This is a genomic window from Rhodococcus sp. BP-349 (genome assembly GCF_019835845.1).
Taxonomy (GTDB): domain Bacteria; phylum Actinomycetota; class Actinomycetes; order Mycobacteriales; family Mycobacteriaceae; genus Rhodococcoides.
In genome coordinates, this window is record NZ_JABUDR010000001.1 from 913,764 (window position 1) to 935,470 (window position 21,707).

Sequence of the window (21,707 nt, forward strand, 5' to 3'; positions counted from 1 at the left end):
CGAGAGTCGGCAAGATGCGTGATGTGTGCGCATGCACAGCATGTCCGACGCGAACGTGTACCGATACCTCTTGTCATCGCCACCCGGTCCCCGCGACACTCGCCATCAGGGCCAGGTGACGCTGCTGTAGGCGATTCGTGACCGGGCAACCCACCCTCGACCGACAGATCGAGTCGATCATGCGCGGCGACGATCACCACATACACCGACTGGAGACGATCGTGACGGACGAGAACGGCACCGGCTGGCAGAAGACCGCGTGCATTCTGTGCGAGAACAACTGCGGCATCACCGTTTCCATGGAAGGCCGAAGTATCGCCAAGATACGTGGCGACAAGGAACATCCCAAGTCGCTGGGGTACACGTGCAACAAGGCGCTTCGACTGGATCACTACCAGAACGGCGGGTCACGACTGGACACCCCCATGCGACGCGAAGCCGACGGCACCTACAGCCCGATCGACTGGGACACGGCGATCAGCGAGATCGCACACCGTCTGCGGGCCGTGCGCGACGAACACGGCGGCGAGAGCATCTTCTTCTGCGGGGGTGGAGGACAGGGAAACCATCTGGGTGGCGCGTACGCCGGTGCCATGATGCGCGGACTCGGCGCGAGGTACAGATCGAACGCCATTGCGCAGGAGAAGACCGGTGAAGCCTGGGTGGACGCGCACCTCACCGGCGGGCACACGGTGGGCGACTTCGACCGCGCGCAGGTCAGCGTCTTCCTCGGAAAGAATCCGTGGCAGTCTCACGGTGTCGCTCGGGCGCGCACCGTGTTGCAGGAGATCGTCAAGGACCCGAACAGATCGATGATCGTTCTGGACCCGGTGCGTACGGAGACAGCGGAGCGCGCCGACCTCCATCTCCAGGTCAAGCCGGGAACCGATGCCTGGTGCCTCGCTGCCGTTCTGGCCGTCATCATCGACGACGGAATGATGGACCACGCCTTCCTCCGTGAGCACACGGCCGGTGTCGAGCAGGTCGTGGCGGCTGTCCGCGGACTCGACGTCTCCGCGTACGCGCGGACGTGTGGGGTGGACGAGTCGTCGATCAGACGAGCCGCGCATCTCATCGGGACAGCGGACAGCGTCTCGGTGTACGAGGATCTCGGAGTCCAGCAGAGCCCCAACAGCACCTTGGTGTCCTACCTCGAGAAGCTCATCTGGCTGATCACGGGAAACTTCGCGAAAAGTGGCGCCATGCAGAATCACTCGTGGATGGCGCCGGTGGTGAACTACTCGCTGGACGTGAAACACACACCGGTCCACGGAACTCCGATGTTCGGCGGTTTGGTTCCGGGTAACGCCATCGCGGAAGAGGTGTCGAACGATCACCCCGCGAGATTCCGGGCGATGGTGATCGAGTCGTCCAACCCAGCGCATTCGATGGCCGACTCGGCGAGTTTCCGGCAAGCCATGGACGACCTCGAGTTCAGCCTCGTGATCGATGTCGCCATGACGGAGACCGCACGGCGCGCCGATTACGTGCTGCCTGCGTCCAGCCAGTTCGAGAAGTGGGAGGCCACCTTCTTCAGTCTGGAGTTCCCACGCAACAGTTTTCAGCTCCGGGCACCGATTCTGGACCCGCTGCCGGGCACATTGCCGGAACCCGAGATCTACGCACGGCTGATCGACGCTCTCGGGCTGACCGAACAGTGGTGGCTCGCGCTGCTGCGCGGAGCGCTGAAGCTCGGTCACAAGGTGTACGGCGCCGTTTTTCTCGCTCTGCTCAGACTGGACAAGAGGTCCGTCCCGGTCGCGGCATACCTGCTCTACGCGACACTGGGGCCCACGCTCCCGAACGGCGCGACATCGGCCTCGGTCATGTGGGCGTTGTCCCAGAAAATCTTCCACGAACATCCCGGCTCGGTCCGCGCAGCAGGCCATCGCAACGCCGAGGCCCTGTTCACCGCGATCCTGGAGAACAGATCAGGCGTCGAGATCACCGTGGACGATCTCGACGGCGGAGCGTGGAACTATGTCCCTGCTGCGAACCGGCCGATACAGCTGGCCATCACACCCCTGCTGAAGTCGTTGACGGCGTTGACGGGCAAGAACCCGTCCCATGTCAGCGACGAATTCCCGTTCGTTCTCTCCGCCGGCGAGCGACGCGCGTTCACAGCGAACACCATCTTCCGTGACGACACGTGGCGCAAGCGGGGCGGAAACGGCGCCTTGCGCATCTGCCCCGTCGATGCCGAGAAGCTCGGTCTCTCCGAAGGTTCGAGTGCCCGGATCACGACTGCCAAGGGGTCGGCGATGGCACACGTGGAGATCACGGACACCATGCAGCCCGGCCACATCGCCCTGCCGAACGGCTTCGGACTCGACCTCCCCGGTTCGGCCCGCGTGGGAGTGGCACCCAACGAGTTGACCGATGCTGCCCGCCGCGACGAGTACTCGGCCACCCCGTGGCACAAGAACGTGCCCGCACGCGTGGACGCGATGCACGCTCCGCAGTGAGTGCGCCGGCGCAGTCGACACGGGCACGCGACACCGAGGAAGCAGCACGTGCTGCTTCCTCGGTGCCGTTGGTAGTGTTCACTTTCCCGAATCTGTCACAACATCGTTCTCACAGGAGGATTCATCATGCGACTGTCCACTCGCAACCAGCTCGTCGGCACCATCACCGAGGTCACTCTCGGTAGCGTGATGGCGACCGTGAAGGTACGTCTCGACGGCGGCGACCAGACCGTCACCTCCTCGATCACACGAGAGGCGGCCGAAGACCTCGGCCTCGAAGTGGGTCAGCAGGCAACCGCGTTCGTCAAGTCCACCGAGGTGACGATCGGCGTCGAGTGACCCCGCTAGCGGTCTCGGGTCGAGGCCGCTAGCCGCCGGCGAAGGGCGGCAGGACGTCGACTCGGGAACCGACCGGGTAGGCGTCGTCGCGGACCATCTCGTCGCCGATGAGGAACACCGCCACCGCCAGCACACGATCGAGTTTCTCCCCGTGGCGTCCACGCAGCGCCGACTTCACGTCCGCCACGGTCGCACCGGCTCGCAGCTCGTACGACTCCCGGGTGGTGCCCGCAGCGTCCGCGGCCCCCGCGAAGTACCGCACGCCCACCGTCACGGACTCAGCCACCGATGGCACCCATCGAACGTTCCGGCGGCACGAAGTCCTCACGTTCCATCCCGTGCCCGGCCCACTTGTTCCACATCGCTCCACGCCAGAGGTCCGCGATCTCCTCGTCCGCCGCACCCCCGCGCAACGCCACCCGCAGATCGGTCTCGGCATCGCTGAACAGGCACGACCGCACGGTCCCCTCCGCCGTCAACCGCGTCCGATCGCAATCGGCGCAGAACGAGCGGGTCACCGAAGCGATGATCCCCACCGTGGCCGGGCCACCATCGACGGTCCACTCCTCGGCCGGCGCCGACGGATCGGTACGCCCGATCTCGGTGAGCGTGAACCGCTCCCCGAGCACATCCAACAGTTCCGCCGCCGACACCATCGTCGAACGGGCCCACTCCCGGTCCGCGTCGAGCGGCATCTGCTCGATGAACCGCAGATCCACACCCCGGTCCAGGCACCACTGCACCAGATCGCGAGCGCCGTGCAGAGTCTCCCGCATCAGAACGGCGTTGATCTTGACCGGCGTCAGACCGGCCGCCAGGGCACCGTCGATACCAGCGAGCACCGTGGGCAGCCGGTCCCGCCGGGTCAGCGACGCGAAGTGCTCGCGGTCGATCGTGTCGAGGGAGACGTTGACCCGGGTCAGACCCGCCGCGCGCAGCCGCTCCGCTCGGCGTTCGAGGCCGATGCCGTTGGTGGTCATCGACAACTCGACACCGGGTGCGTGCTCAGCGGTCAGGGCGATGATGTCCACGATATCCTTGCGGACCAACGGTTCGCCGCCGGTGAAGCGGACCTCGCGCACCCCGAGGAGCCGATCGGCGATGCCGACGAGGCGGGCGATCTCCTGCGCGGTGAGCAGTTGCTCGAACTCCAGGTTCGGCAGCCCCTCCGCCGGCATGCAGTAGGTGCATCGCAGCGAGCACTTCTCGGTCACCGAGATCCGCAGATCCCGCGCGATGCGACCGAAACTGTCCACCAGGTGCGGCACATCGGGACGGCCCACCATCATGTCCTGCGGACCCGATAGGGCGGACGGCGCACGTACGACACCGGGCAGGCTGGGCATTCCCATGCTCACCGTCGTCATCCGATCACCTCCGGTCGAGTCGCAGGCATCATCGCACCGTGACACCGAGCAGTGTGGCCAGCTGGTTCGCGATCGGGTTGAGGTCGAGTGCGCCGGGGTCGACCTTGGGCTTGTCGTCCCAGGGCTGCGGAATGGCGGGATCCATGTAGGGCGCACTGCCGGCACCTCGGACGCCCGTCACGGATCCTCGCGGTGCTGTGCATCCGACCGACAGATCGATCGGGAAGTCCCGAGTCGTCTCGTCGAAGTCCGGATCGGCGGCACGTTCGCGCTCGAGGGTTCTCTGGGTGGCCTCGTATCCCACTGTGCACGGTGGGGGGTTGTTCGTCTCCACGACGAGGCCGAAGTGGGTGGTTCCGTCACCGGGGCTCTGAGCTCGGGCCCCCATGGCCGTCCGGGGGAGAATCTGCAGCAGAGGCCGAAGGGCCCATGCTCGTGGACTGACCGCGGCGGCCACCGAGGCGACGTCGTTCGCGATCGATGTGACGCGTGCCCCTGCACTGGTGATCAGTGCGCCGGTTTCGTCGGAAGCGTCGATTCCGCTGTCGACTATTCGACGTAGGTCACCGTCGTTCGCACGGAGCTGCGCGGTGATGTCGTCGAGCCCCGCGCTGAAATCGATGATGGCGGAGGACTGTTCGGACTGGGTGTCGAGTACGACGCGCCCGTCCCGTACGAGATCCAGCGTCTCGGGGAGGGCGTCGAGCTGCGCCGCACTGAGCGAGTCGAGTGACTCGACGAGTGTCGCGAGGTCACCTCCCATACCGTCGAACCCGTCGCCCAGTTCGGTCACGACGGTCCGCAGTTCGTCGACCGGGATGCTGCGCGCGAGGCCGTCGACGTTGGACAGCACGTTCTCCACTGGGGTGGGAATCGTCGTCCTCGATCGGTCGATGATCGAGCCGTCCTGGAGGTGAGGGCCCTCGTCGGTGTCAGGCCGCAGGTCCACGTACTGCTCACCGATGGCGGAGCGTGCGGCGACCGCGGCGGAGGTCGCCGCGGAGATCGGATCGGACGAGTCGTCGATCAGCAATTCGACGTCGACCCCCGCGTCGACGAGTGTCAGCGTTCCGACGCGACCCACGGGAATGCCGCGCGATGTCACCTCGGCGTTGGTGAAGATGCCGCCGGAGTCTCTGAGCTGCAGTGTGACCGAGTACTGGCCGACCCCCAGGAGGGACTCCATGCGGACATACGATCCGCCGGCCACGGCGAGAGCGGTCGCGGCGACTGCGAGGACTGTGAGTCGGGCGTAGGTGCTGCGTCCGACGGCGGTCATGCAGCGGTCGCGCGGTCAGCCGCAGGAGGACTGTCCATCATCGTGTCGAGATGTGGAGTGCCGCGGAGCGCTGTCATAGCGCATGTATATCAATGTTATGCCGCTCTCGCAACGCATCCCGATCGTTCACGCGAACCGTGGGTGCTGGACCACGCGTTCGGGCGGGGGGATCGATGCACGCTGACAGGTAATGGCACTCGACCACCGGCACGCGTCACAGCGGCATGATCCCGCCCGCTGGTCGCTCGAAAATCGGGGCGTGGAAAGGGGATTGTCGACGGCGAGGCGGCGACACTCCAGTGCCGACGCGACGGCGGCGGCGGCTCGGTCACCCGCATTCTCGGGTTCGCTCACCGGCACGAGGCCGACCTTGCAGCCACCGCACGCACGCGCGATGGCCCGGACCCTGACGGGCCCGGGCCATCCACTACCTACCGCAGCTCAGCTTCCGAAAATGTTCCCGAGACCACCGGCAGGTCCCGCAGGCCCGGCAGGCCCGGCAGGTCCGGGAGCCCCGGGAGTGCCCGGTGCGCCTTCGGGCCCGGCAGGTCCCGCAGGCCCGGCAGGTCCGGCAGGTCCGGCGGGTCCCGCAGGTCCGGCAGGTCCGGCAGGCCCGGTGGCGCCGCCGCCACCGAACGCACCCACGATCACCGGCAGATTCGTCACCGAGTACACCTCACCGATGCCCTGGCATGACACGTCCACCGCATACAACCCATCGACCAACGGCCCTACCGGGAAACTCGGGATGCGCTGTCCTTGAGACAACACGCTCCCGATGAAGATAATGCCGGGACTCGAGTACTGCGTCGACACCCCGTCGATCGAGAAGGTGCAGATGGGCGAGCCGAAGGCAGTGAAGGCGTTGGCCGTCACCGTGATCTGAATCGCCCCCGAGCCGTCTCCCGGGTCGACCTCCACCGCCGTGAACGTCACATCGTTCGGAGCAGCCGTCGCCGACCCCGCAGCTACCAGACACAACGGGACCACAGCAGCAGCCCCGACAACAGCACGAACAACACTCCTACGCATCACACGACTCCCCACGTTCACGGCCCCGAGCCTGCCGAGGAAGTCCCGGCCTCCGCCGCGGAGTACATCAGTGAACTGCACATATTTTGTGAAAACGCCTGGTGACATCTCATAAATCCAGACCCGCTCACTGCTGGAGGGAGGAAGCTGCCGTCGGACAGGACGGCCAGTCTCGTGGCCCACCCGGTCTGGAATCGCCGACACCGACGTCCCTGTCAACTCGATATGGACTGTCGAGCCGATCGCCCGCGACATCCACGGCGCGAGGCGTGGCGGGCAGTCACGTGTGCGATGACAGCCAGGTGGTGATCCGTCGGCGTGCGCGCGCGGGTTGCCTGCGCACTGACCGTCGCCGTGCGACGCTGGCGTACACCAGTCGTCGGGTTAGTCGAAAGGGTTGTGCCGTTGCCTCCTCTGCCTCAGTTCCGGAGTGCGATTCGCGGTCCGTGGTTGACATCGGTGTTCGGCGCCGTTCTCCTGGTGTCGCTGCCGGTGATCACCGTGACCGGGCTGTTGTCCTACATCGCCTACGGTCCCGAGTTCGGACAAGCCCGCCCCGGGGACGTGGGGTGGTTGAGAGTGCCCCAGTTCGACTGGCCGACCGATCCGGCATGGATCTATCGACTGAACCAGGGCCTGCACGTCACGCTCGGCATCGTCGTGATTCCGTTGGTGCTCGCGAAGTTGTGGTCGGTGATGCCGAAGTTGGTGCAGTGGCCCCCGGTCCGATCCCCGGCGCAGGCGCTCGAGCGGCTCAGCCTGTTGATGCTCGTCGGTGGTGTGCTGTTCGAGATCGTCACCGGTGTGCTCAACATCCAGTACGACTACGTCTTCGGTTTCGACTTCTACGCGGCCCACTATTTCGGGGCGTGGGTGTTCATTGCCGGTTTCCTCGCGCACGTGGCCGTCAAGGTTCCGGTCATGTGGAGGACGTTGCGGCAGACGTCGCTGTCCGAGGTGCTCCGGGAGCGCAACCGAGCGGCCGGGGTGGAACCGGAGCACGAGCAGAAGGCGCCGGACGGCATTTCCCGGCGCGGGGCCCTCGCACTCGTGGCGGGCGGGAGCGGCCTGCTGGCCGTACTCACCATCGGGCAGACGATCGACGGGCCACTGCGGTCGACTGCACTGCTGCTGCCCCGCGGCCGGTCCTACGGCGACGGACCGAACGACTTCCAGGTCAATCGCGCGGCGGTCGCGGCGGGGATCGATCCGGCGTCGACCGGGGATTCGTGGCGTGTGGAGCTGTCGGGGACGACGCGCGTGGTTCTCGACCGAGCCGCGCTGGAGGCGATGGAGCAGCACACCGCGGTGTTGCCGATCGCGTGCGTCGAGGGGTGGTCGACGACGCAGGAGTGGACCGGGGTGCGGCTGCGGGATCTCGCGGGGCTGACCGGCGTGTCCGGCGGCGCTGCGACGGTTGTGTCGCTGGAACAAGGGGGCGCGTTCGCGCAGGCGACGCTGGCTCAGAACCAGGTGTGGCATCCGGATTCGCTTCTCGCCTTGACCGTCAACGGTGCGGCGCTGTCGCTCGACCACGGCTTTCCGGCTCGGGTGATCGTCCCCGGGCTCCCCGGCGTCCACAACACCAAGTGGGTCTCGCGTATCGACTTCGCGGGCGGGGCCGATCGATGAGGCGGCTCTACGGCGCCGGCGTCGCCCATGCGGCCGTCCTGGTCGTGTCCTTCGTCATCGCCGGTGCCGCTGTCCTGACACTCGGGGTGGATGCATTGTGGAATTCGGACAGGTGGTGGCAGTCGATCGCCGTGTGGTTCGTCGGTGCGGCGATCCTGCACGACCTCGTTCTGTATCCGCTCTACTCGCTGGCGGATCGTGCGACGCGCCCGACCCGGAACTGGACGGTTCGACAGGTCCCGGTGCGGCAGCACATCCGGGCGCCGGCCCTCGGCGCCGCGCTGACGCTGCTGGTGTTCTTCCCGGGCATCCTGAACACCGACGACACTGCCATCGTGGCGGCCACGGGCCTGGGCCGTGACCCGTATCTCGAGCGGTGGCTGTGGCTCGTGGCGGCCATCGTCGCGATCAGCGTCGCCGTGTTCCTGGTGCGGGTGCTCGCGGCGGCGCGGCGACCGTCACGTGGAATGCCCCGCGGCCATGACCGGACGGAGACGCGCGGCGCGTAGAGGCCGCGAGAAGTGTTGCGCTGCAGAGTGTCACGACCGTCACGGAGATGCGCCACAATACCTGCTGCGAAGTCGGCTGCGTGAACGATTGTGGTCGAACACCATCCGTGGGCCGTGTCGCGGCGAATGTGGAGTGACCATCATCGACGACAAGGAGCTGCATTGTTCACCATTCGTGAGTCCGTGGCCGCTACTGCGATCGGCGTGATGTCTCTCGTCCCGCTGGCCGCCTGTTCGTCCAGCGACGACGGCGTATCGACGGCGACGTCCAGTTCGTCGTCCGCTGCCGCATCGACGTCCACTCAGCCCGAACCCGCCGCGCAGGTCGATGCTCTGACCGGCGTGGACACCGCCGTCGCGCTCGATACCGGCTTCACGGACGCTCTGACCACGCTCGGGTTGACCCCGGGAACCGTGGGCACGGCGACCCTGGCGGACGGATCACTTCGATTCCCGATCACCGGCGGCAACGTCAAGTACTGGACGCCGGGCACGGTCGATCCGTACGTGCAGGGCTCCATCGACCACGAAGGCAGCGGATTGTCGCTGACCGCCGGCGGCACCACGGTGGAGCTGACGAACTTCGTCATCGATCCGGGCACCTCACTGCTCATGGGTGATGTAACCGTCAACGGTGAGAGCGCCGCCACCGACGCCGTGCTGTTCGATCTCGACGGCCGCACGCTCGAGCCGCTGGCCACCGGCCCGAACAACACCGCGATTCTGCAGGGCACGACCGTGCACATCTCCGAGACCGCCGCCGGCCTGCTGAACGAGACGTTCAAGACCGACGCCGTCACCCCGGGACTGCTCGTGGGAGTCGCCACGATCACCGTCAACACGCAGTAACACGGCGGAGCCTCGCACCCGGCCCACATCGACACCGATGTGGGCCGGATCGTGTCGACGAGCCGGACGATGGCCCCGAAAGCTGGGAACCTACCGACCCCGACGTTTGTCGTCGTCGTCCAACGGGAATGGACAACCATCCACTCAGGACGCAGTGCCGGACCAGTCGGGGTCTGTAGAAGGGACAAGTGTGACAGCGACTTCGGCGGGCGAGGCCCCTGACAGTTTCGATGTTCTGTTCGGCACTGCCGCTACCGGCACCGCCTGGTGGGTACGCCACCGCGACGGGCCCCGCCACCCGTTGCCGGTCGGGCGTTGGCTCGGCGGCGAGCACGCAGACGCCGACGACCGGGCAGTGGACGAGACGTTGCTCGCCCTGTGTCGTGGTCGCACGATCGATCTCGCGTGTGGTCCGGGCCGATTGATCGAGGAACTACGGCGACGAGGAGTGTCCGCGATGGGTGTGGACACGTCCCCGGCCGCGGTCGCGCTGGTCCGCGAACGCGGCGCCAAGGCCGAGCTGGCGGACATCTTCGATACCGTGCCCCACGAAGGGCATTGGGACACAGTGCTTCTCGTCGACGGGAACATCGGCATCGGAGGCGACCCCGGTCGTGTCATCGGTCGTGCGCAGGACATCGCCTGCGAGAGCGGAACGGTGCACGTCGAAGTGGCTGCCCCCGGAACGGGATTCGTCGCCGAATGTCTGCGTATCGAGAGTGACGAGACTGCCGGGCCTTGGTACGACTGGGCTCGAATCGACGCCGACACACTGGCGCCTCTCGCCGCGGCGCGAGGACTGGTGCAGGTCGGTGTGACCTCGATCGTGGGTCGGCACTTCGCTCACTTCGTCAAACCCCCGTACGGCTCGGCCCCCGAGAATCCCGAGTGAGCGGCCCGACCACGACCGTTCGGCGGCGCGGGTGGGCTCCACGAGTTCCGGAACTCATCGGCGCCGTACTCGCGGCCGCCCTGGTCATCGCTGCGGTGATGGTGGCGCGGCGGAGAAACGCCCTCGTCACCCCGCTGATCGACGGTATGGGTTTCGAGTTCGACGATTTCGCCGCGTTGGCGCCTCTGTTCGGGCAGTGGGGTGCTCACGTGGGGCCGGGTACTCCGGTCGCGGTAATCGTCGGCGTCCTGGTGGTGATCCTCGGCCCGTCCGTGGCGGCACGCATGTCGTGGCGTCCGCTGCTTCTCGTGACCTGGGCGACGACCCTTGTCTGGACCGTCGGTCTGGCTGCGGTCGACGGCTGGCAGAAAGGGTTCGTCGACAAGTTGACGTCCCGCGACGAGTATCTGTCCGAAGTAGGTGGCATCGACGACATCGGTGCCACGCTGCGCGGCTTCTCCGACCGGATCGTCGACGGCCAGGCGGAGTCCTGGGCCACGCACGTCTCCGGGCATCCCCCCGGCGCGATCCTGACGTTCGTGTGGTTGGACCGCATCGGACTCTCCGGAGGCGCGGCGGCCGCATGGTTGTGCGTGATCGTCGGGTCGTCGGCCGCCGTCGCCACCGCTGTCGCCGTGGCAGCGCTCGTCGACCGCGACACCGCTCGGCGGCTGATCCCGTTCGCCGTGATCGCCCCCAGCGCGATCTGGATCGGTGTCTCCGCGGACGGCTTCTTCACAGGCGTGTCCGCCTGGGGGATCGCCCTCCTGGCAGTCGCAGCAACCGGGCGACGCCCGCGTCACGACGCTACGGCCGTCGCGGCAGGTCTCCTGCTCGGGTTCTCGGTCTACCTCAACTACGGCCTCGCCTTGATGGGACTGCCGGCGCTGGCGGTCCTCATCGCCTCCCGCCGCGTTCGGCCATTGCTACCGGCGATCGGTGGCGCCCTCGTCGTCGCCGGACTCTTCACCGCGTCGGGCTTCTGGTGGTTCGACGGGTATGTGGCCGTCCAGGAACGGTATTGGCAGGGCATCGCGTCCGCACGTCCGTTCCAGTACTGGAGCTGGGGCAACATCGCGGCTCTGGTCTGCGCCGTGGGACTCGCGGTGCCCGCCGCCCTGTCCCGCGTGGTGTCACTGCCGCGTGTGCAACGTGCCGAGCCGGTGACGCTGCTTGTGGTGGCCGCCCTGCTGGCGGTGGCTTTCGCCGACCTGAGCAGGCTGAGCAAGGCGGAGACGGAGCGCATCTGGCTGCCGTTCCAGGTGTGGATGACGGTCGCCACTGTCGCGATCGGAGATCGCTCGGTGCGCTTCTGGCTGGCAGCGCAAGTCGTGCTGGCACTGGCGATCAACCATCTGACGTACACGAACTGGTGAGCGACCCGCCCCCTCGATCGACACGACAAGGAGAAAACGATGCACGTGTTACTCACCGGCGCGGCCGGTTTCATCGGTGAACACATTCACGAAGCACTCCTGGCGGCCGACCACGAGGTCACGGCTGTCGACGCGTTCCTGCCCTCCGCGCACGGCTCGGCGCCGCGGCTCACGCCGAACATCAGGACGGTCGACGTGCGCGACCCCGACGCTCTGGACGATGTCATGGTGGGGGTGGACGTGGTGTGCCACCAGGCCGCCGTCGTCGGAGCCGGCGTGAGCACGGCCGATGCGCCCGCCTACGCGAGCCACAACGATCTCGGTACCGCCGAGGTACTCGCCGCGATGGCCCGTGCCGAGTGCCGGAAGTTGGTACTCGCATCGTCGATGGTCGTCTACGGCGAAGGTCGCTACCGCTGCCCGGTGCACGGTGTCGTCCGTCCGCGCCCCCGGAATCCGTCGGATCTGCGACACGGTGTCTTCGATGCGAAGTGCCCGGAAGGCGACGAACCGGTGACGTGGGAGACGGTGGACGAGGACGCACCGCTCGAACCTCGGAGCCTCTATGCGGCAAGCAAACTTGCGCAGGAGAATTACGCACTCGCCTGGTCGCTGGCCACGGGCGGATCGGTCACGGCGCTGCGCTACCACAACGTCTACGGTGACCGAATGCCGCGTGACACACCGTATTCGGGTGTCGCCGCGATGTTCCGCTCATCGCTCGAGGGCGGTGAATCACCGACGGTGTACGAGGACGGCGGGCAGATGCGCGACTTCGTCGATGTCCGGGACGTCGCCGCGGCGAACCTCGCCGCCGTCGAGCACGAGGGGGAGGGGTTTCAGGCCTGCAACGTCTGCTCGGGACACCCGATCTCGATCGGCGATGTGGCCCGCATTCTGTGTCGTGCACACGGCGGCGGCATCGAGCCGACGGTGACGGGTCAGTTCCGTCCAGGCGACGTGCGGCACATCGTCGCGGGTGCCGCCCGCGCGGACGAGGTCCTCGGATTCAGAGCGGCCATCGGTCCGGACGAGGGGTTGACACGGTTCGCGTCCGCGCCGCTACGGGCAGCATCCGACGGCTCCGCCCCGGTGGTGTGACGATGATCGATCCGTCCGACGTCACCGTCGTTCTCCCGTGTCGGAACGAGGCGCAGTCTCTCCCCGGTGTTCTCGATGCCGTGCCCGACGGTTACCAGCGACTGGTCGTCGACAACGGTTCCACCGACAGCACAGCGGACGTGGCCCGCGCGCACGGGGCGCAGGTGGTCGTCGAGGCGATTCCCGGATACGGATCCGCCGTGCACGCCGGAATCAGTGCTGCGACAACGGCGATCGTGGCAGTCATGGACGGGGACGGGTCGATGGACCCGCGCGAACTTCCCGGTCTCGTCGCGGCGTTGGACTCCGCCCACCTCGTCGTCGGTCGGCGCCGCCCGGTGCACCGCAGTGGCTCGCCGTGGCACGCCCGCCTCGGCAACAGGGCCATCGCCTGGCGTCTGCGCAGACGACTGAAGATCGACGTCCACGACATCGGCGCTCTTCGGGTGGCCCGCCGCGAGGATCTGCTCTCCCTCGACGTCCCGGACCGACGCTCCGGTTACCCGCTGCAGCTGCTGGTTCTCGCCGCTCGAGCAGGGTGGACAGTCGTCGAACACGACATCACCTACCGTCCGCGTACCGGGGGAGTGTCGAAGGTGTCGGGGTCGGTTCGGGGCACGGTGGTCGCGGTCTGGGACTTCGCGAAGGTGATCCCATGATCGATGCCACGCTGCTCGTCATCGCGAAAGCACCGGTACCCGGTTTCGCCAAGACACGGCTGATGGCGGCGATGTCCGCCGAGGACGCCGCGTCGGTGGCGGCTGCGGCGCTGCTCGACACGCTCCACGCGGCGCTGCAGGCTCCTTTCGCCCGGCGGGTGGTCGCGATGACCGGCGACCTCGGCGAGGCGATGCGCAGTGACGAGATTCGAACGTTGCTGGCCGGCTTCCGAGTCATCGACCAGCGCGGCGACGACTTCGCGCAACGGCTGATCCACGCGCATCACGACGCCGCCGGATCCGGACCCGTCGTGCAGATCGGCATGGACACGCCGCAGGTCGACCCCGCGGTGCTGGTTGAGATCGGTGCAGCTCTGGCACCGTCGTCGGCGATTCTGGGCCGCGCCGAGGACGGAGGATGGTGGGTGCTCGGACTGCACGACGCATCCGGCGCGCAGGCCCTGCGGGCAGTGGAGATGTCCACCAACCGCACCGGGGACGACACCCGGGATGTACTGCAGCGCAGTGGACTCGTCGTCGACGCGGCACCGACTCTGCGTGACGCCGACGAACTCGTCGATCTCGCCCCGATCGCACGGCAGTGCCGCCCGGACAGTGAATTCGCCCGATGCGTGGCTGCGCTGCCCGTTCCGAGGCCGCCGGGGGAGACGCTCTGACGACGACATCCCGAACCCGGAGCGTGTTGTTCCGCTTCTACCTGGTCGGCGGTGCGAGCGCGGCCGCGTACGTTCTGTTGTTTCTCGCATTCCGAACGATCATGTCTTCACAGGTCGCGAATGTGCTGGCACTGTTCATTTCTGCGCTGGCGAACACCGCGGTCAATCGCCGCTTCACCTTCGGCATCCGAGGAACCGATGCGATCGTTCGGCAGTACGTCCAGGGTGTGGTGGTCTTCGCCCTCGGGTTGGCGGTGACCAGTGGTTCTCTGGTGGTTGTGCACAGCTGGGTACCTGATGCCTCACGAGCGGTCGAGGTGTCCGTCCTCGTTGCCGCAAACCTCGTGGCCACGGTGGTGCGCTTCGTCGGGCTGCGCCGAGTGTTCACCGATCATTGAGCGGGAACGTCGCGCAGGCAGGTATCACGGAGCGTCGACGTTCTCGGCGGGGATGATCTGCAGGCTCGAGTCCGCGCCGGGATCGCTGCCCGTCACCAGGACGTTTCCCGAGCGTGGATCCACGGCAACGGAATTGGCCTGTCGAACCGTCGGCAGGTCGACCACGACTCGGGGCGATGCCGGGTCGGCCACGTCGACGACACGAAGAATGTTGCTCTCGGTCAGCGTGATCAGAAGCAGCTGTCGATCGGCGTCGTAGGCGAGCCCGTAGGGATTACCCGGCGCGTCGATGCGAGCGACCTCGCTGATGTCCGGGGTGATGCGCTCGAGGTAGACCGCGCCACCGTCGGTGTCGGCGAAGGCAGCGAGGTCGGGGCCGAGCGATGTCGCATGCGTCAGTTTGGTCCCCAACGGTCCCTGCGCGACGAGCTTCTGGTCCGGCCCGCTGTAGATCCAGATCCCGTTGCCCTGCACATCTGCGACAGCTGCGTGATTGCCGACGGCTGCAACTCCGCCCGGCTGCACGGGGCCGGCGGGGAGAGATGTTGTCACGACACCGTTGCGGACGAACACGACTCCGCCGCCCATCTCGTTGGTCACGACGGTCGTGCCGTCTGCGGTCACCACGGCATCGTGCGGTTGCCGTCCGACGCCTCGAGTGGTGGAGAGCGTCGCGCCGTTCGCCGGATCGACCAGGAGCAGTTCGTCACTGGACTCGAGTGGCGCGAGTACCGGTCCGTCCGGGCCGGCAAGAGAGAGGTGCCGCGGCGCACCGACCGTCGGCACGAACTGCCGCTCCACCCCGGTCGCCGCGTCGAGCAGCCTCAGACCGTCGGGCTCACGCACTGCGGCGACAGCGATACCGGACGCCGTGACGACGATGCCCTCGGGTGCTCCCGGAAGCGGGACGACGGTGCCGATCGGATCCTGTGCGGCGGGCGCCCGGGCCGGTTCGGCAGCAGGCGTCTGTGTGGGCGCGGGTGCAGGTTCCTCGGTGGAACAGCCGGCGACCAGAGCCAGTACCGACAGTGCGACGACGAATCGTTTCACGGTGTGCCACCGAGCTTCTCTAGTGCAGCATGGAGCGATCCGTGTGTGCATACCCACCCCTGTCGAGCGAGAAACTCGGGTGGGGCTCGGACCGGACCACAGCCGAGCGGGCCGACCGATCGCGTGACAGAACGGAATCGGTGTGCGGAGCCGGCTGATAGCGTCGATCGTCTCCACGGTTCATCCCATGAAGGAGACGACGAGACGATGACGGACACGCTCATCTGGCACGACGACGTCAGCCCGCAGGCACGCGTCCTGTCGGCGGCGATGAAGGCGGTCCTCAAGCCCACCCTGAGTATGTGGCCGCTCACCGATGGCGGCATCAAGGCCATCGGGCATCTGGACCGCGCTGTGGACCACCTGCCCAAACCGCCTCGCGTCACCATCGACCAGGTGACTCTCGGTGGTGTGCCCTGTGAGAAGACGACACATCCGCGGACGGCCACCGGCTCTCTGGCCGACGCCACGGTCCTCTACTTTCACGGCGGCGGGTTCGTGTTCTGCGGACTGGCGACCCACCGCGGTGCGTGTGCCATGATCGCCGCCCGTGCGGGTGTTCCGGTGTACTCCGTCGAGTACCGGCAGGTCCCGCACGGCGGCATCGGCACGTCGATCTTCGACGCCATGGTCGCCTACCGGGCCGCATCGGCGACTGTGGCCGATCCGTCGAAGATCATCGTGGCGGGGGACTCTGCCGGCGGCTACCTCGCGATGAAGGTCGCCGAAGTGGCAGTGCTGGAGGGGTTGACTCCACCCGCTGCCGTACTGGGGTTCTCTCCGCTGCTCAATCTCGATCTGCGAAGCCATCCCCGTGCGTTCATGAAGCGGGACGCGTATCTGCCGATGAAACAGGTTCTCGCGCTGGAGGACCGCTGGATGAACGGTCCGGACTCCATCCCGGGCGCCGCGTCTCCGATCGACGCCGATCCGTCCGTGTTCCCGCCGGTGTTCCTGTCCTCGGCGCAATACGAATTGATGCGCCCGGATGTGGAGGCGATGACACGCAAGCTCGACGACGCCGGACGGATCGTCGAGACCCATGTGTGGCGAGGTCAGGTGCACGCATTTCCCGTGCTGGCGGGCGTACTACCGGAGGGTCGAGAGACCCTCCGGTGCGCAGTGGACTTCGCTGCACGCCACCTCTGACTGCCGGCGGAACGTCGTCTCGGCCGACGATCAGGCCGCGTTCCTCCGCGCGGCCAGGCGGTGGGCAGCGTCCTGAACGAACCAGTACGCCACCAGGCCCACGTACACCCCGACGAACCCACTCGTCACTCGAACGCTACGTCGGCGAGACAGCGTCTCCCACGTCATCGACATCGCACACCCCTCCGTGATCCCGATCGATCTCGTCGATCGTCCTCCCACTCGTCGACCAGCACAACCGGTGATCCCGGGGTCGTCCCGATCGTGACGTCAGGTCGAGGATCTGCTGCGGGCGCCGACGACGAGGTCGACCGCGAGGAACGCGAGCAGGGACAGGCCCAGGAGCGGCACGAACCACCCGACGGCGGCGGTGACGACGGCGAGTCCGAGGACGGTGGCAGGTGATATCCGCCGGAGCGCTCCTCGCTGCGGCGGCCGACCGACCGGAGATGCGCCACTGCGAACAGGTCTGCGCTGGAACCACATTCGGTACCCGGCGATGATCATGGTCACCAGGACGGCGGCCAGTGCCAGTAGGGCGAGTTGGCTGACGAGCCCGAACAGCACGCCCATGTGCAGGCTGATGCCCCAGGTGGTGAGTTGGGCGGCGAGCGGCCAGTCGTCGAAGCGTTGTACGTCGACGACTCGGTCGGACGCTCCGTCGACGGCGATCGAGTCGGTGGAGAGCACCCACGGATCGCGTAGTTGCGCCACGGTGAACGCGGTGTCGCTCGAGGTGGGTATCGATGCTTCGACGGCGCCGGTGACGTCGTTCGCGCGAGCGACGGCGAGGACACCGTCGATCTGCCGGACATCCACCGGCTCGGTGGCCGCCGCGGTGTCGGACGTGCCGTGTCCGGTGTGGCCGGCGTGCTGGTCGTCCGAGTGACCGGCGTGACCGGTGAGATCGGTGTCGACGGCGGGGGTGGTCCAGCTCAGCGCGGATCGTAGGTCGCCGATGTTCGCGCCGGCGTGGTTCGACCATGTCAGTCCGGTCGCGGACAGGAATACCAGCCCGACGACGATCCACGCTCCGCTCGCCCCGTGCAGGCCGAGCGTGCGCCGTCGGCCGCGGGCGGTGCGGTCGACGGTGAACAGCCGCGCTCCGTCGGCGGCCCTGGTGCGGTGGCGCCGGTAGCGCTCGACCCAGAGGAAAATTCCGCCCAGCGCGACGACGCCGAGCCAGGACGCGGCGAGTTCGCTGTAGAGGCGGCCGGTGTCGCCGAGGTGCAGCGTGCGGTGCAGCTCGCTGAGCCAGGTGCGCAGCGGAAGCGAGCCGGACGAGCCGTAGACCGTCGACTGCCCGACGGGGGCGGCGGTGGCGGGGTCGAGGAACACGGCGGTGCGTTTCGACTCGCCGAGGCTCGGATCGGTGAACAGGACGCGGGTGGTGTCGCCCGTTTCGGTGGCCGGTCGGACGGCGGCGACGGTGAGATCGGGTCGCTCTCGCTGTGCTGCGACGATCTGGTCGGACACCGGTAGTGCGGGTCCGGTGCTGTCGGTGTGGAGCAGGTCGCGGTACACGACGCTCTCGAGTGTGGGTGCGATCGCGTAGAGGCCGCCGGTCACCGCGGCGACGAGGATGAACGGTGCGATGAAGATGCCGGCGTAGAAGTGCAGGCGCAGGATCAGTGGTCGCCACCGCGCGGTGGGTGGCGGTGCGGGAGCCGCGGTGGGCTCTGTCTTCTCGGGTGTGGACATGGTTGTGCTCGATTCCGGTGATGGCGCGCGAGAGCGCCGAGTCTCGACACACGAGATCGGCGGTCGGCGCGGCAGGATGCATCACCCGACGGCGTGCTGCGTCGGGCGGCTGTCGAGGAAGGGTTACCGGAGTCGAGCGGGTGGGCCGCGAGTGCCGCGCCCGGAGAGGTCGAGCAGACGCGCGGGTGCGTCGACACGGATGACGGGGCGGGCTGGGCGGACCGTGTCGGTGTCGACGTCCGCCACGGCGAGAACGACCGGGAGGATGCGGCGCATCGCTCGCGCGGCGGCGATGATGCCGCGTTCTGCGCCGTGGACGGCGACAGCGCCGACACCGATGGCTAGAGTGTGCGCTGCGGCCATGCGGGGGTCGAGGAGTGGACCGTGGTGATGGCCGTCCACGACGGTCAGGGTGAGGTGTCCGAGCGCCTGCGCGGCGGCGAGCGCCACCACGAGACGGTTCCTGCCCGCCGGTGTCGACGAGACCATCCACCCCACACCGGTGCAGACCGCGAGTAGTGCGACGACGGCGGATTGCGACGGCAGTGCAGCCCCACCGAGACTGTGGGCGGCGGCGGTGACGAGCACGGACAGCGTTCCGACGGTGACGCCGCGCAGAGGCGCGCTGGTCGCCGGGGTGCTCACCGCCAGCACCCTACCTGCTGCTGCTCCTGGTGGTGGTCACGGCGACATGGTCGGCCGGAGTCCTCGCGGAGCTGTTCGATCAGAGTCGATTTCCGGCATCGGACCCGTGATCACCGAGGGGCTCACTCGCCAGGCGAGTGACCTCCTCGTCTCGGAAGTCGAAACCTTCCAGTACGTCCGTGTCCGCAGCGATCACGCGGAACACTGCACTGACGAAGTACTTCTGGATGTCGAGAAGATCCAGGCGCCCGCCGGGCCGATACCAATGGGCGACCCCGGTGCACATCTCCAGGATCGCCAGGCGAGACAGCGCGTGATCGGCCACGTCGAAGAGGCCGATTCTGCCGCCGCGTTCGAGTACGTGTCCGAACAGCGCCTCGTAGTCGTCTCGCATCTTCTGCATCTCGTCCAGGTTGCTGCCCGTCAGCCCGCGCATCTCGTACTCGGCGACTCGCGCGGTCGAGCTGTTCACTGCCGTGAATCCGACATGTGAGGACACGAGCCCGGCCAGCTGAACTGCCGGGTCGGAACTACGCCTGAGAGCGAGCGCGCCGGAACGTGTCATCTCGTCGAGGCAGGTTCTGATGATCGACGCGAGGAGAGACTCCTTGCTGCCGACGTAGTGGTAGAGCGTTGCCGAGTTGATCCCGGCTTCGGCGCCCAACTCACGGATACCCGTTGCTGCGAAACCCTGCCGAGAGAACAGCACGACGCCCGCCCTCTGCACCCGCTGTAGATCCATTGTCCGCCGTTCACCTCGTCGACCCCGTCATGGTACATCGACGCGAGGCGCGCTCGCTGCCCGATCGAACGATCGGGAGCTGGCATCCATCTGCTCATACGTCCGAAGTTCGATCAATCGATCGATTGAAAATGCTTGACCCGGGGTTGTCGATCGTGGGAAGCTCGGGATCGCTGCAGACGGTGCCCCACCTGTCGAGACGGACCGTCACTCGTTCCGGCTCGGGTTCCCCGGCGCCGATCCGACGAACAGATTCGAGACGGACATGACCAGTGCAGACAACAGCAACAGGGCCGCGCACACCGCGCTGGTGGAGGAGCTGCGCTCTCGCCTCGCGGTGACCTCCCGCGGTGGTAGCGACAGTGCGCGCGAACGGCACGTCGCCCGCGGGAAGTTGCTGCCGCGCGACCGAGTCGACACTCTGCTGGACCCCGGAAGTGCGTTCCTCGAGATCGCCCCGCTCGCCGCGAACGGGTTGTACGACGACGCCAGTCCCGGAGCGGGTGTGATCGCCGGCATCGGCCGAGTCTCCGGGCGCGAATGCGTCGTCGTCGCCAACGACGCCACGGTCAAGGGCGGCACCTACTACCCGATGACGGTGAAGAAGCACCTGCGCGCACAGGAGATCGCGATGCAGAACAACCTCCCGTGCATCTACCTCGTCGATTCGGGGGGAGCGTTCCTCCCACGTCAGGACGAGGTGTTCCCCGATCGCGACAACTTCGGCCGGATCTTCTACAACCAGGCCACCATGAGCGCGCGCGGCATCCCCCAGATCGCCGCGGTCATGGGGTCCTGCACGGCGGGCGGTGCCTACGTTCCCGCGATGAGCGACGAAGCCGTCATCGTGCGCAACCAGGGCACGATCTTCCTCGGCGGACCGCCGCTGGTGAAAGCGGCAACCGGTGAGGTTGTCACAGCCGAGGAACTCGGTGGCGGAGATCTGCATTCGAAGGTGTCCGGGGTGACCGATCACCTCGCCGACGACGATCGCGACGCGTTGCGCATCGTTCGCGACATCGTCGACACCTTCGGTCCTCGTACCGAGAAGCCCTGGGACATCCGGCCTGCCGAGCCTGCCGTCGCGGACCAGAGTGCGTTGTACGACATCGTTCCCACCGATCCGCGGACTCCGTACGACGTGCACAAAGTCATCGAGACTCTTGTCGACGGAGGGAAATACCACGAGTTCAAGGCCGAGTACGGCAAGTCCTTGGTCACAGCGTTCGCACACATCGAGGGGCATCCCGTGGGGATCGTCGCCAACAACGGCGTGTTGTTCGGCGAGTCCGCGGTGAAGGGTGCCCACTTCATCGAGTTGTGCGACAAGCGCACCGTCCCGTTGCTGTTCCTGCAGAACATCACCGGCTTCATGGTGGGGCGGGAGTACGAAGCGGGTGGCATCGCGAAACACGGCGCGAAGATGGTCACCGCAGTCGCGTGCGCACGGGTTCCGAAACTGACCGTCGTCATCGGCGGGTCCTATGGGGCGGGCAACTACTCGATGTGTGGGCGGTCGTATTCGCCCCGCTTCCTGTGGATGTGGCCCAATGCCCGCATCTCCGTCATGGGAGGTGAGCAGGCCGCATCGGTGCTGGCGACGGTCCGCCGCGAACAACACGACAATGCCGGCACCTCCTGGACCGAGGACGAGGAAGCGGCGTTCAAGGCGCCGATCCGCGAACAGTACGAAGAGCAGGGCAACCCGTACTACTCCACGGCGCGGCTGTGGGACGACGGGATCATCGACCCCGCCGACACCAGAACTGTTCTCGGGCTTGCTCTCTCGGCGTGCGCCAATGCGCCGGTCGAGTCCGTCTCCTACGGCGTCTTCAGAATGTGAGT

20 protein-coding genes are annotated in these 21,707 nt (G+C 67.2%); 13 read left to right on the forward strand and 7 right to left on the reverse strand.

What is annotated here, in order from left to right; genetic code table 11:
• The first annotated feature begins 179 nt into the window (after window positions 1–179).
• Both HQ325_RS04315 and HQ325_RS04320 read left to right on the forward strand, forming a co-directional pair.
• Window positions 180–2,465: a molybdopterin-dependent oxidoreductase gene (locus HQ325_RS04315; RefSeq protein ID WP_222628870.1), complete on the forward strand. Its 2,286-nt coding sequence runs from the start codon at window positions 180–182 to the stop codon at window positions 2,463–2,465.
• 126 nt (window positions 2,466–2,591) lie between these two features.
• On the forward strand, window positions 2,592–2,804 hold the full coding sequence (locus tag HQ325_RS04320) for a molybdopterin-binding protein (RefSeq protein WP_027507116.1): 213 nt from the start codon (window positions 2,592–2,594) through the stop codon (window positions 2,802–2,804).
• A gap of 28 nt (window positions 2,805–2,832) precedes the next feature.
• On the opposite strand, the gene HQ325_RS04325 is transcribed toward HQ325_RS04320, so the two are convergent.
• From HQ325_RS04325 to HQ325_RS04335, 3 genes are read right to left on the reverse strand one after another with little or no spacing between them, the layout of a single operon-like run.
• Window positions 2,833–3,090 carry a MoaD/ThiS family protein gene (locus HQ325_RS04325; RefSeq protein WP_308014246.1) on the reverse strand — a complete coding sequence of 86 codons (258 nt, stop codon included), beginning with the start codon at window positions 3,088–3,090 and terminating at the stop codon, window positions 2,833–2,835.
• The gene (gene moaA / locus HQ325_RS04330) at window positions 3,083–4,171 is read right to left on the reverse strand and encodes a GTP 3',8-cyclase MoaA (RefSeq protein WP_222626861.1); all 1,089 of its coding nucleotides are present in this window, start codon (window positions 4,169–4,171) and stop codon (window positions 3,083–3,085) included. Before moaA ends, HQ325_RS04325 begins: the two co-directional genes overlap by 8 nt.
• A 28-nt stretch (window positions 4,172–4,199) precedes the next feature.
• The gene (locus tag HQ325_RS04335) at window positions 4,200–5,450 is read right to left on the reverse strand and encodes an MCE family protein (protein ID WP_222626862.1); all 1,251 of its coding nucleotides are present in this window, start codon (window positions 5,448–5,450) and stop codon (window positions 4,200–4,202) included.
• A gap of 1,431 nt (window positions 5,451–6,881) precedes the next feature.
• Here HQ325_RS04335 and HQ325_RS04340 point away from each other — a divergent pair.
• From HQ325_RS04340 to HQ325_RS04380, 9 genes are all read left to right on the forward strand, one after another.
• Window positions 6,882–8,114 (forward strand): molybdopterin-dependent oxidoreductase, encoded by a 1,233-nt coding sequence (locus HQ325_RS04340; RefSeq protein ID WP_308014247.1) that lies wholly within the window; start codon window positions 6,882–6,884, stop codon window positions 8,112–8,114.
• A complete protein-coding gene (locus HQ325_RS04345; protein ID WP_222626863.1) occupies window positions 8,111–8,623 on the forward strand; it encodes a hypothetical protein in 513 nt (170 codons plus the stop codon). Before HQ325_RS04340 ends, HQ325_RS04345 begins: the two co-directional genes overlap by 4 nt.
• Window positions 8,624–8,830: 207 nt before the next feature.
• The gene (locus HQ325_RS04350; protein WP_261779501.1) at window positions 8,831–9,472 is read left to right on the forward strand and encodes a hypothetical protein; all 642 of its coding nucleotides are present in this window, start codon (window positions 8,831–8,833) and stop codon (window positions 9,470–9,472) included.
• Between the two features lie 190 nt (window positions 9,473–9,662).
• Window positions 9,663–10,364, forward strand: coding sequence for a class I SAM-dependent methyltransferase (locus HQ325_RS04355; RefSeq protein ID WP_308014248.1), 702 nt, complete (start codon window positions 9,663–9,665; stop codon window positions 10,362–10,364).
• On the forward strand, window positions 10,361–11,740 hold the full coding sequence (locus tag HQ325_RS04360; protein WP_308014249.1) for a hypothetical protein: 1,380 nt from the start codon (window positions 10,361–10,363) through the stop codon (window positions 11,738–11,740). Before HQ325_RS04355 ends, HQ325_RS04360 begins: the two co-directional genes overlap by 4 nt.
• Before the next feature lie 39 nt (window positions 11,741–11,779).
• On the forward strand, window positions 11,780–12,841 hold the full coding sequence (locus HQ325_RS04365) for an NAD-dependent epimerase/dehydratase family protein (RefSeq protein WP_222626866.1): 1,062 nt from the start codon (window positions 11,780–11,782) through the stop codon (window positions 12,839–12,841).
• A 2-nt stretch (window positions 12,842–12,843) separates the two neighbouring features.
• Window positions 12,844–13,500 (forward strand): glycosyltransferase family 2 protein, encoded by a 657-nt coding sequence (locus tag HQ325_RS04370; protein WP_222626867.1) that lies wholly within the window; start codon window positions 12,844–12,846, stop codon window positions 13,498–13,500.
• A complete protein-coding gene (locus tag HQ325_RS04375) occupies window positions 13,497–14,177 on the forward strand; it encodes a DUF2064 domain-containing protein (RefSeq protein WP_222626868.1) in 681 nt (226 codons plus the stop codon). Before HQ325_RS04370 ends, HQ325_RS04375 begins: the two co-directional genes overlap by 4 nt.
• Window positions 14,129–14,575, forward strand: coding sequence for a GtrA family protein (locus HQ325_RS04380; RefSeq protein WP_261777660.1), 447 nt, complete (start codon window positions 14,129–14,131; stop codon window positions 14,573–14,575). The genes HQ325_RS04375 and HQ325_RS04380 overlap by 49 nt, the downstream gene beginning before the upstream one ends.
• Window positions 14,576–14,599: 24 nt before the next feature.
• Here the strand turns inward: HQ325_RS04380 and HQ325_RS04385 are convergent, their stop codons facing one another.
• On the reverse strand, window positions 14,600–15,625 hold the full coding sequence (locus HQ325_RS04385) for a hypothetical protein (RefSeq protein WP_222626870.1): 1,026 nt from the start codon (window positions 15,623–15,625) through the stop codon (window positions 14,600–14,602).
• 207 nt (window positions 15,626–15,832) lie between these two features.
• Between HQ325_RS04385 and HQ325_RS04390 the strand changes: the two genes are divergently transcribed.
• The gene (locus HQ325_RS04390) at window positions 15,833–16,774 is read left to right on the forward strand and encodes an alpha/beta hydrolase (RefSeq protein ID WP_222626871.1); all 942 of its coding nucleotides are present in this window, start codon (window positions 15,833–15,835) and stop codon (window positions 16,772–16,774) included.
• A 270-nt stretch (window positions 16,775–17,044) separates the two neighbouring features.
• Here the strand turns inward: HQ325_RS04390 and HQ325_RS04395 are convergent, their stop codons facing one another.
• From HQ325_RS04395 to HQ325_RS04405, 3 genes are all read right to left on the reverse strand, one after another.
• On the reverse strand, window positions 17,045–18,475 hold the full coding sequence (locus HQ325_RS04395) for a PepSY domain-containing protein (protein ID WP_222626872.1): 1,431 nt from the start codon (window positions 18,473–18,475) through the stop codon (window positions 17,045–17,047).
• Window positions 18,476–18,598: 123 nt separating this feature from the next.
• The gene (locus tag HQ325_RS04400; RefSeq protein WP_222626873.1) at window positions 18,599–19,120 is read right to left on the reverse strand and encodes a hypothetical protein; all 522 of its coding nucleotides are present in this window, start codon (window positions 19,118–19,120) and stop codon (window positions 18,599–18,601) included.
• A 79-nt stretch (window positions 19,121–19,199) separates the two neighbouring features.
• The gene (locus tag HQ325_RS04405; RefSeq protein WP_222626874.1) at window positions 19,200–19,862 is read right to left on the reverse strand and encodes a TetR/AcrR family transcriptional regulator; all 663 of its coding nucleotides are present in this window, start codon (window positions 19,860–19,862) and stop codon (window positions 19,200–19,202) included.
• Between the two features lie 265 nt (window positions 19,863–20,127).
• On the opposite strand from HQ325_RS04405, the gene HQ325_RS04410 reads away from it, so the two are divergent.
• On the forward strand, window positions 20,128–21,705 hold the full coding sequence (locus HQ325_RS04410) for a carboxyl transferase domain-containing protein (RefSeq protein WP_222626875.1): 1,578 nt from the start codon (window positions 20,128–20,130) through the stop codon (window positions 21,703–21,705).
• Window positions 21,706–21,707 lie beyond the last annotated feature (2 nt).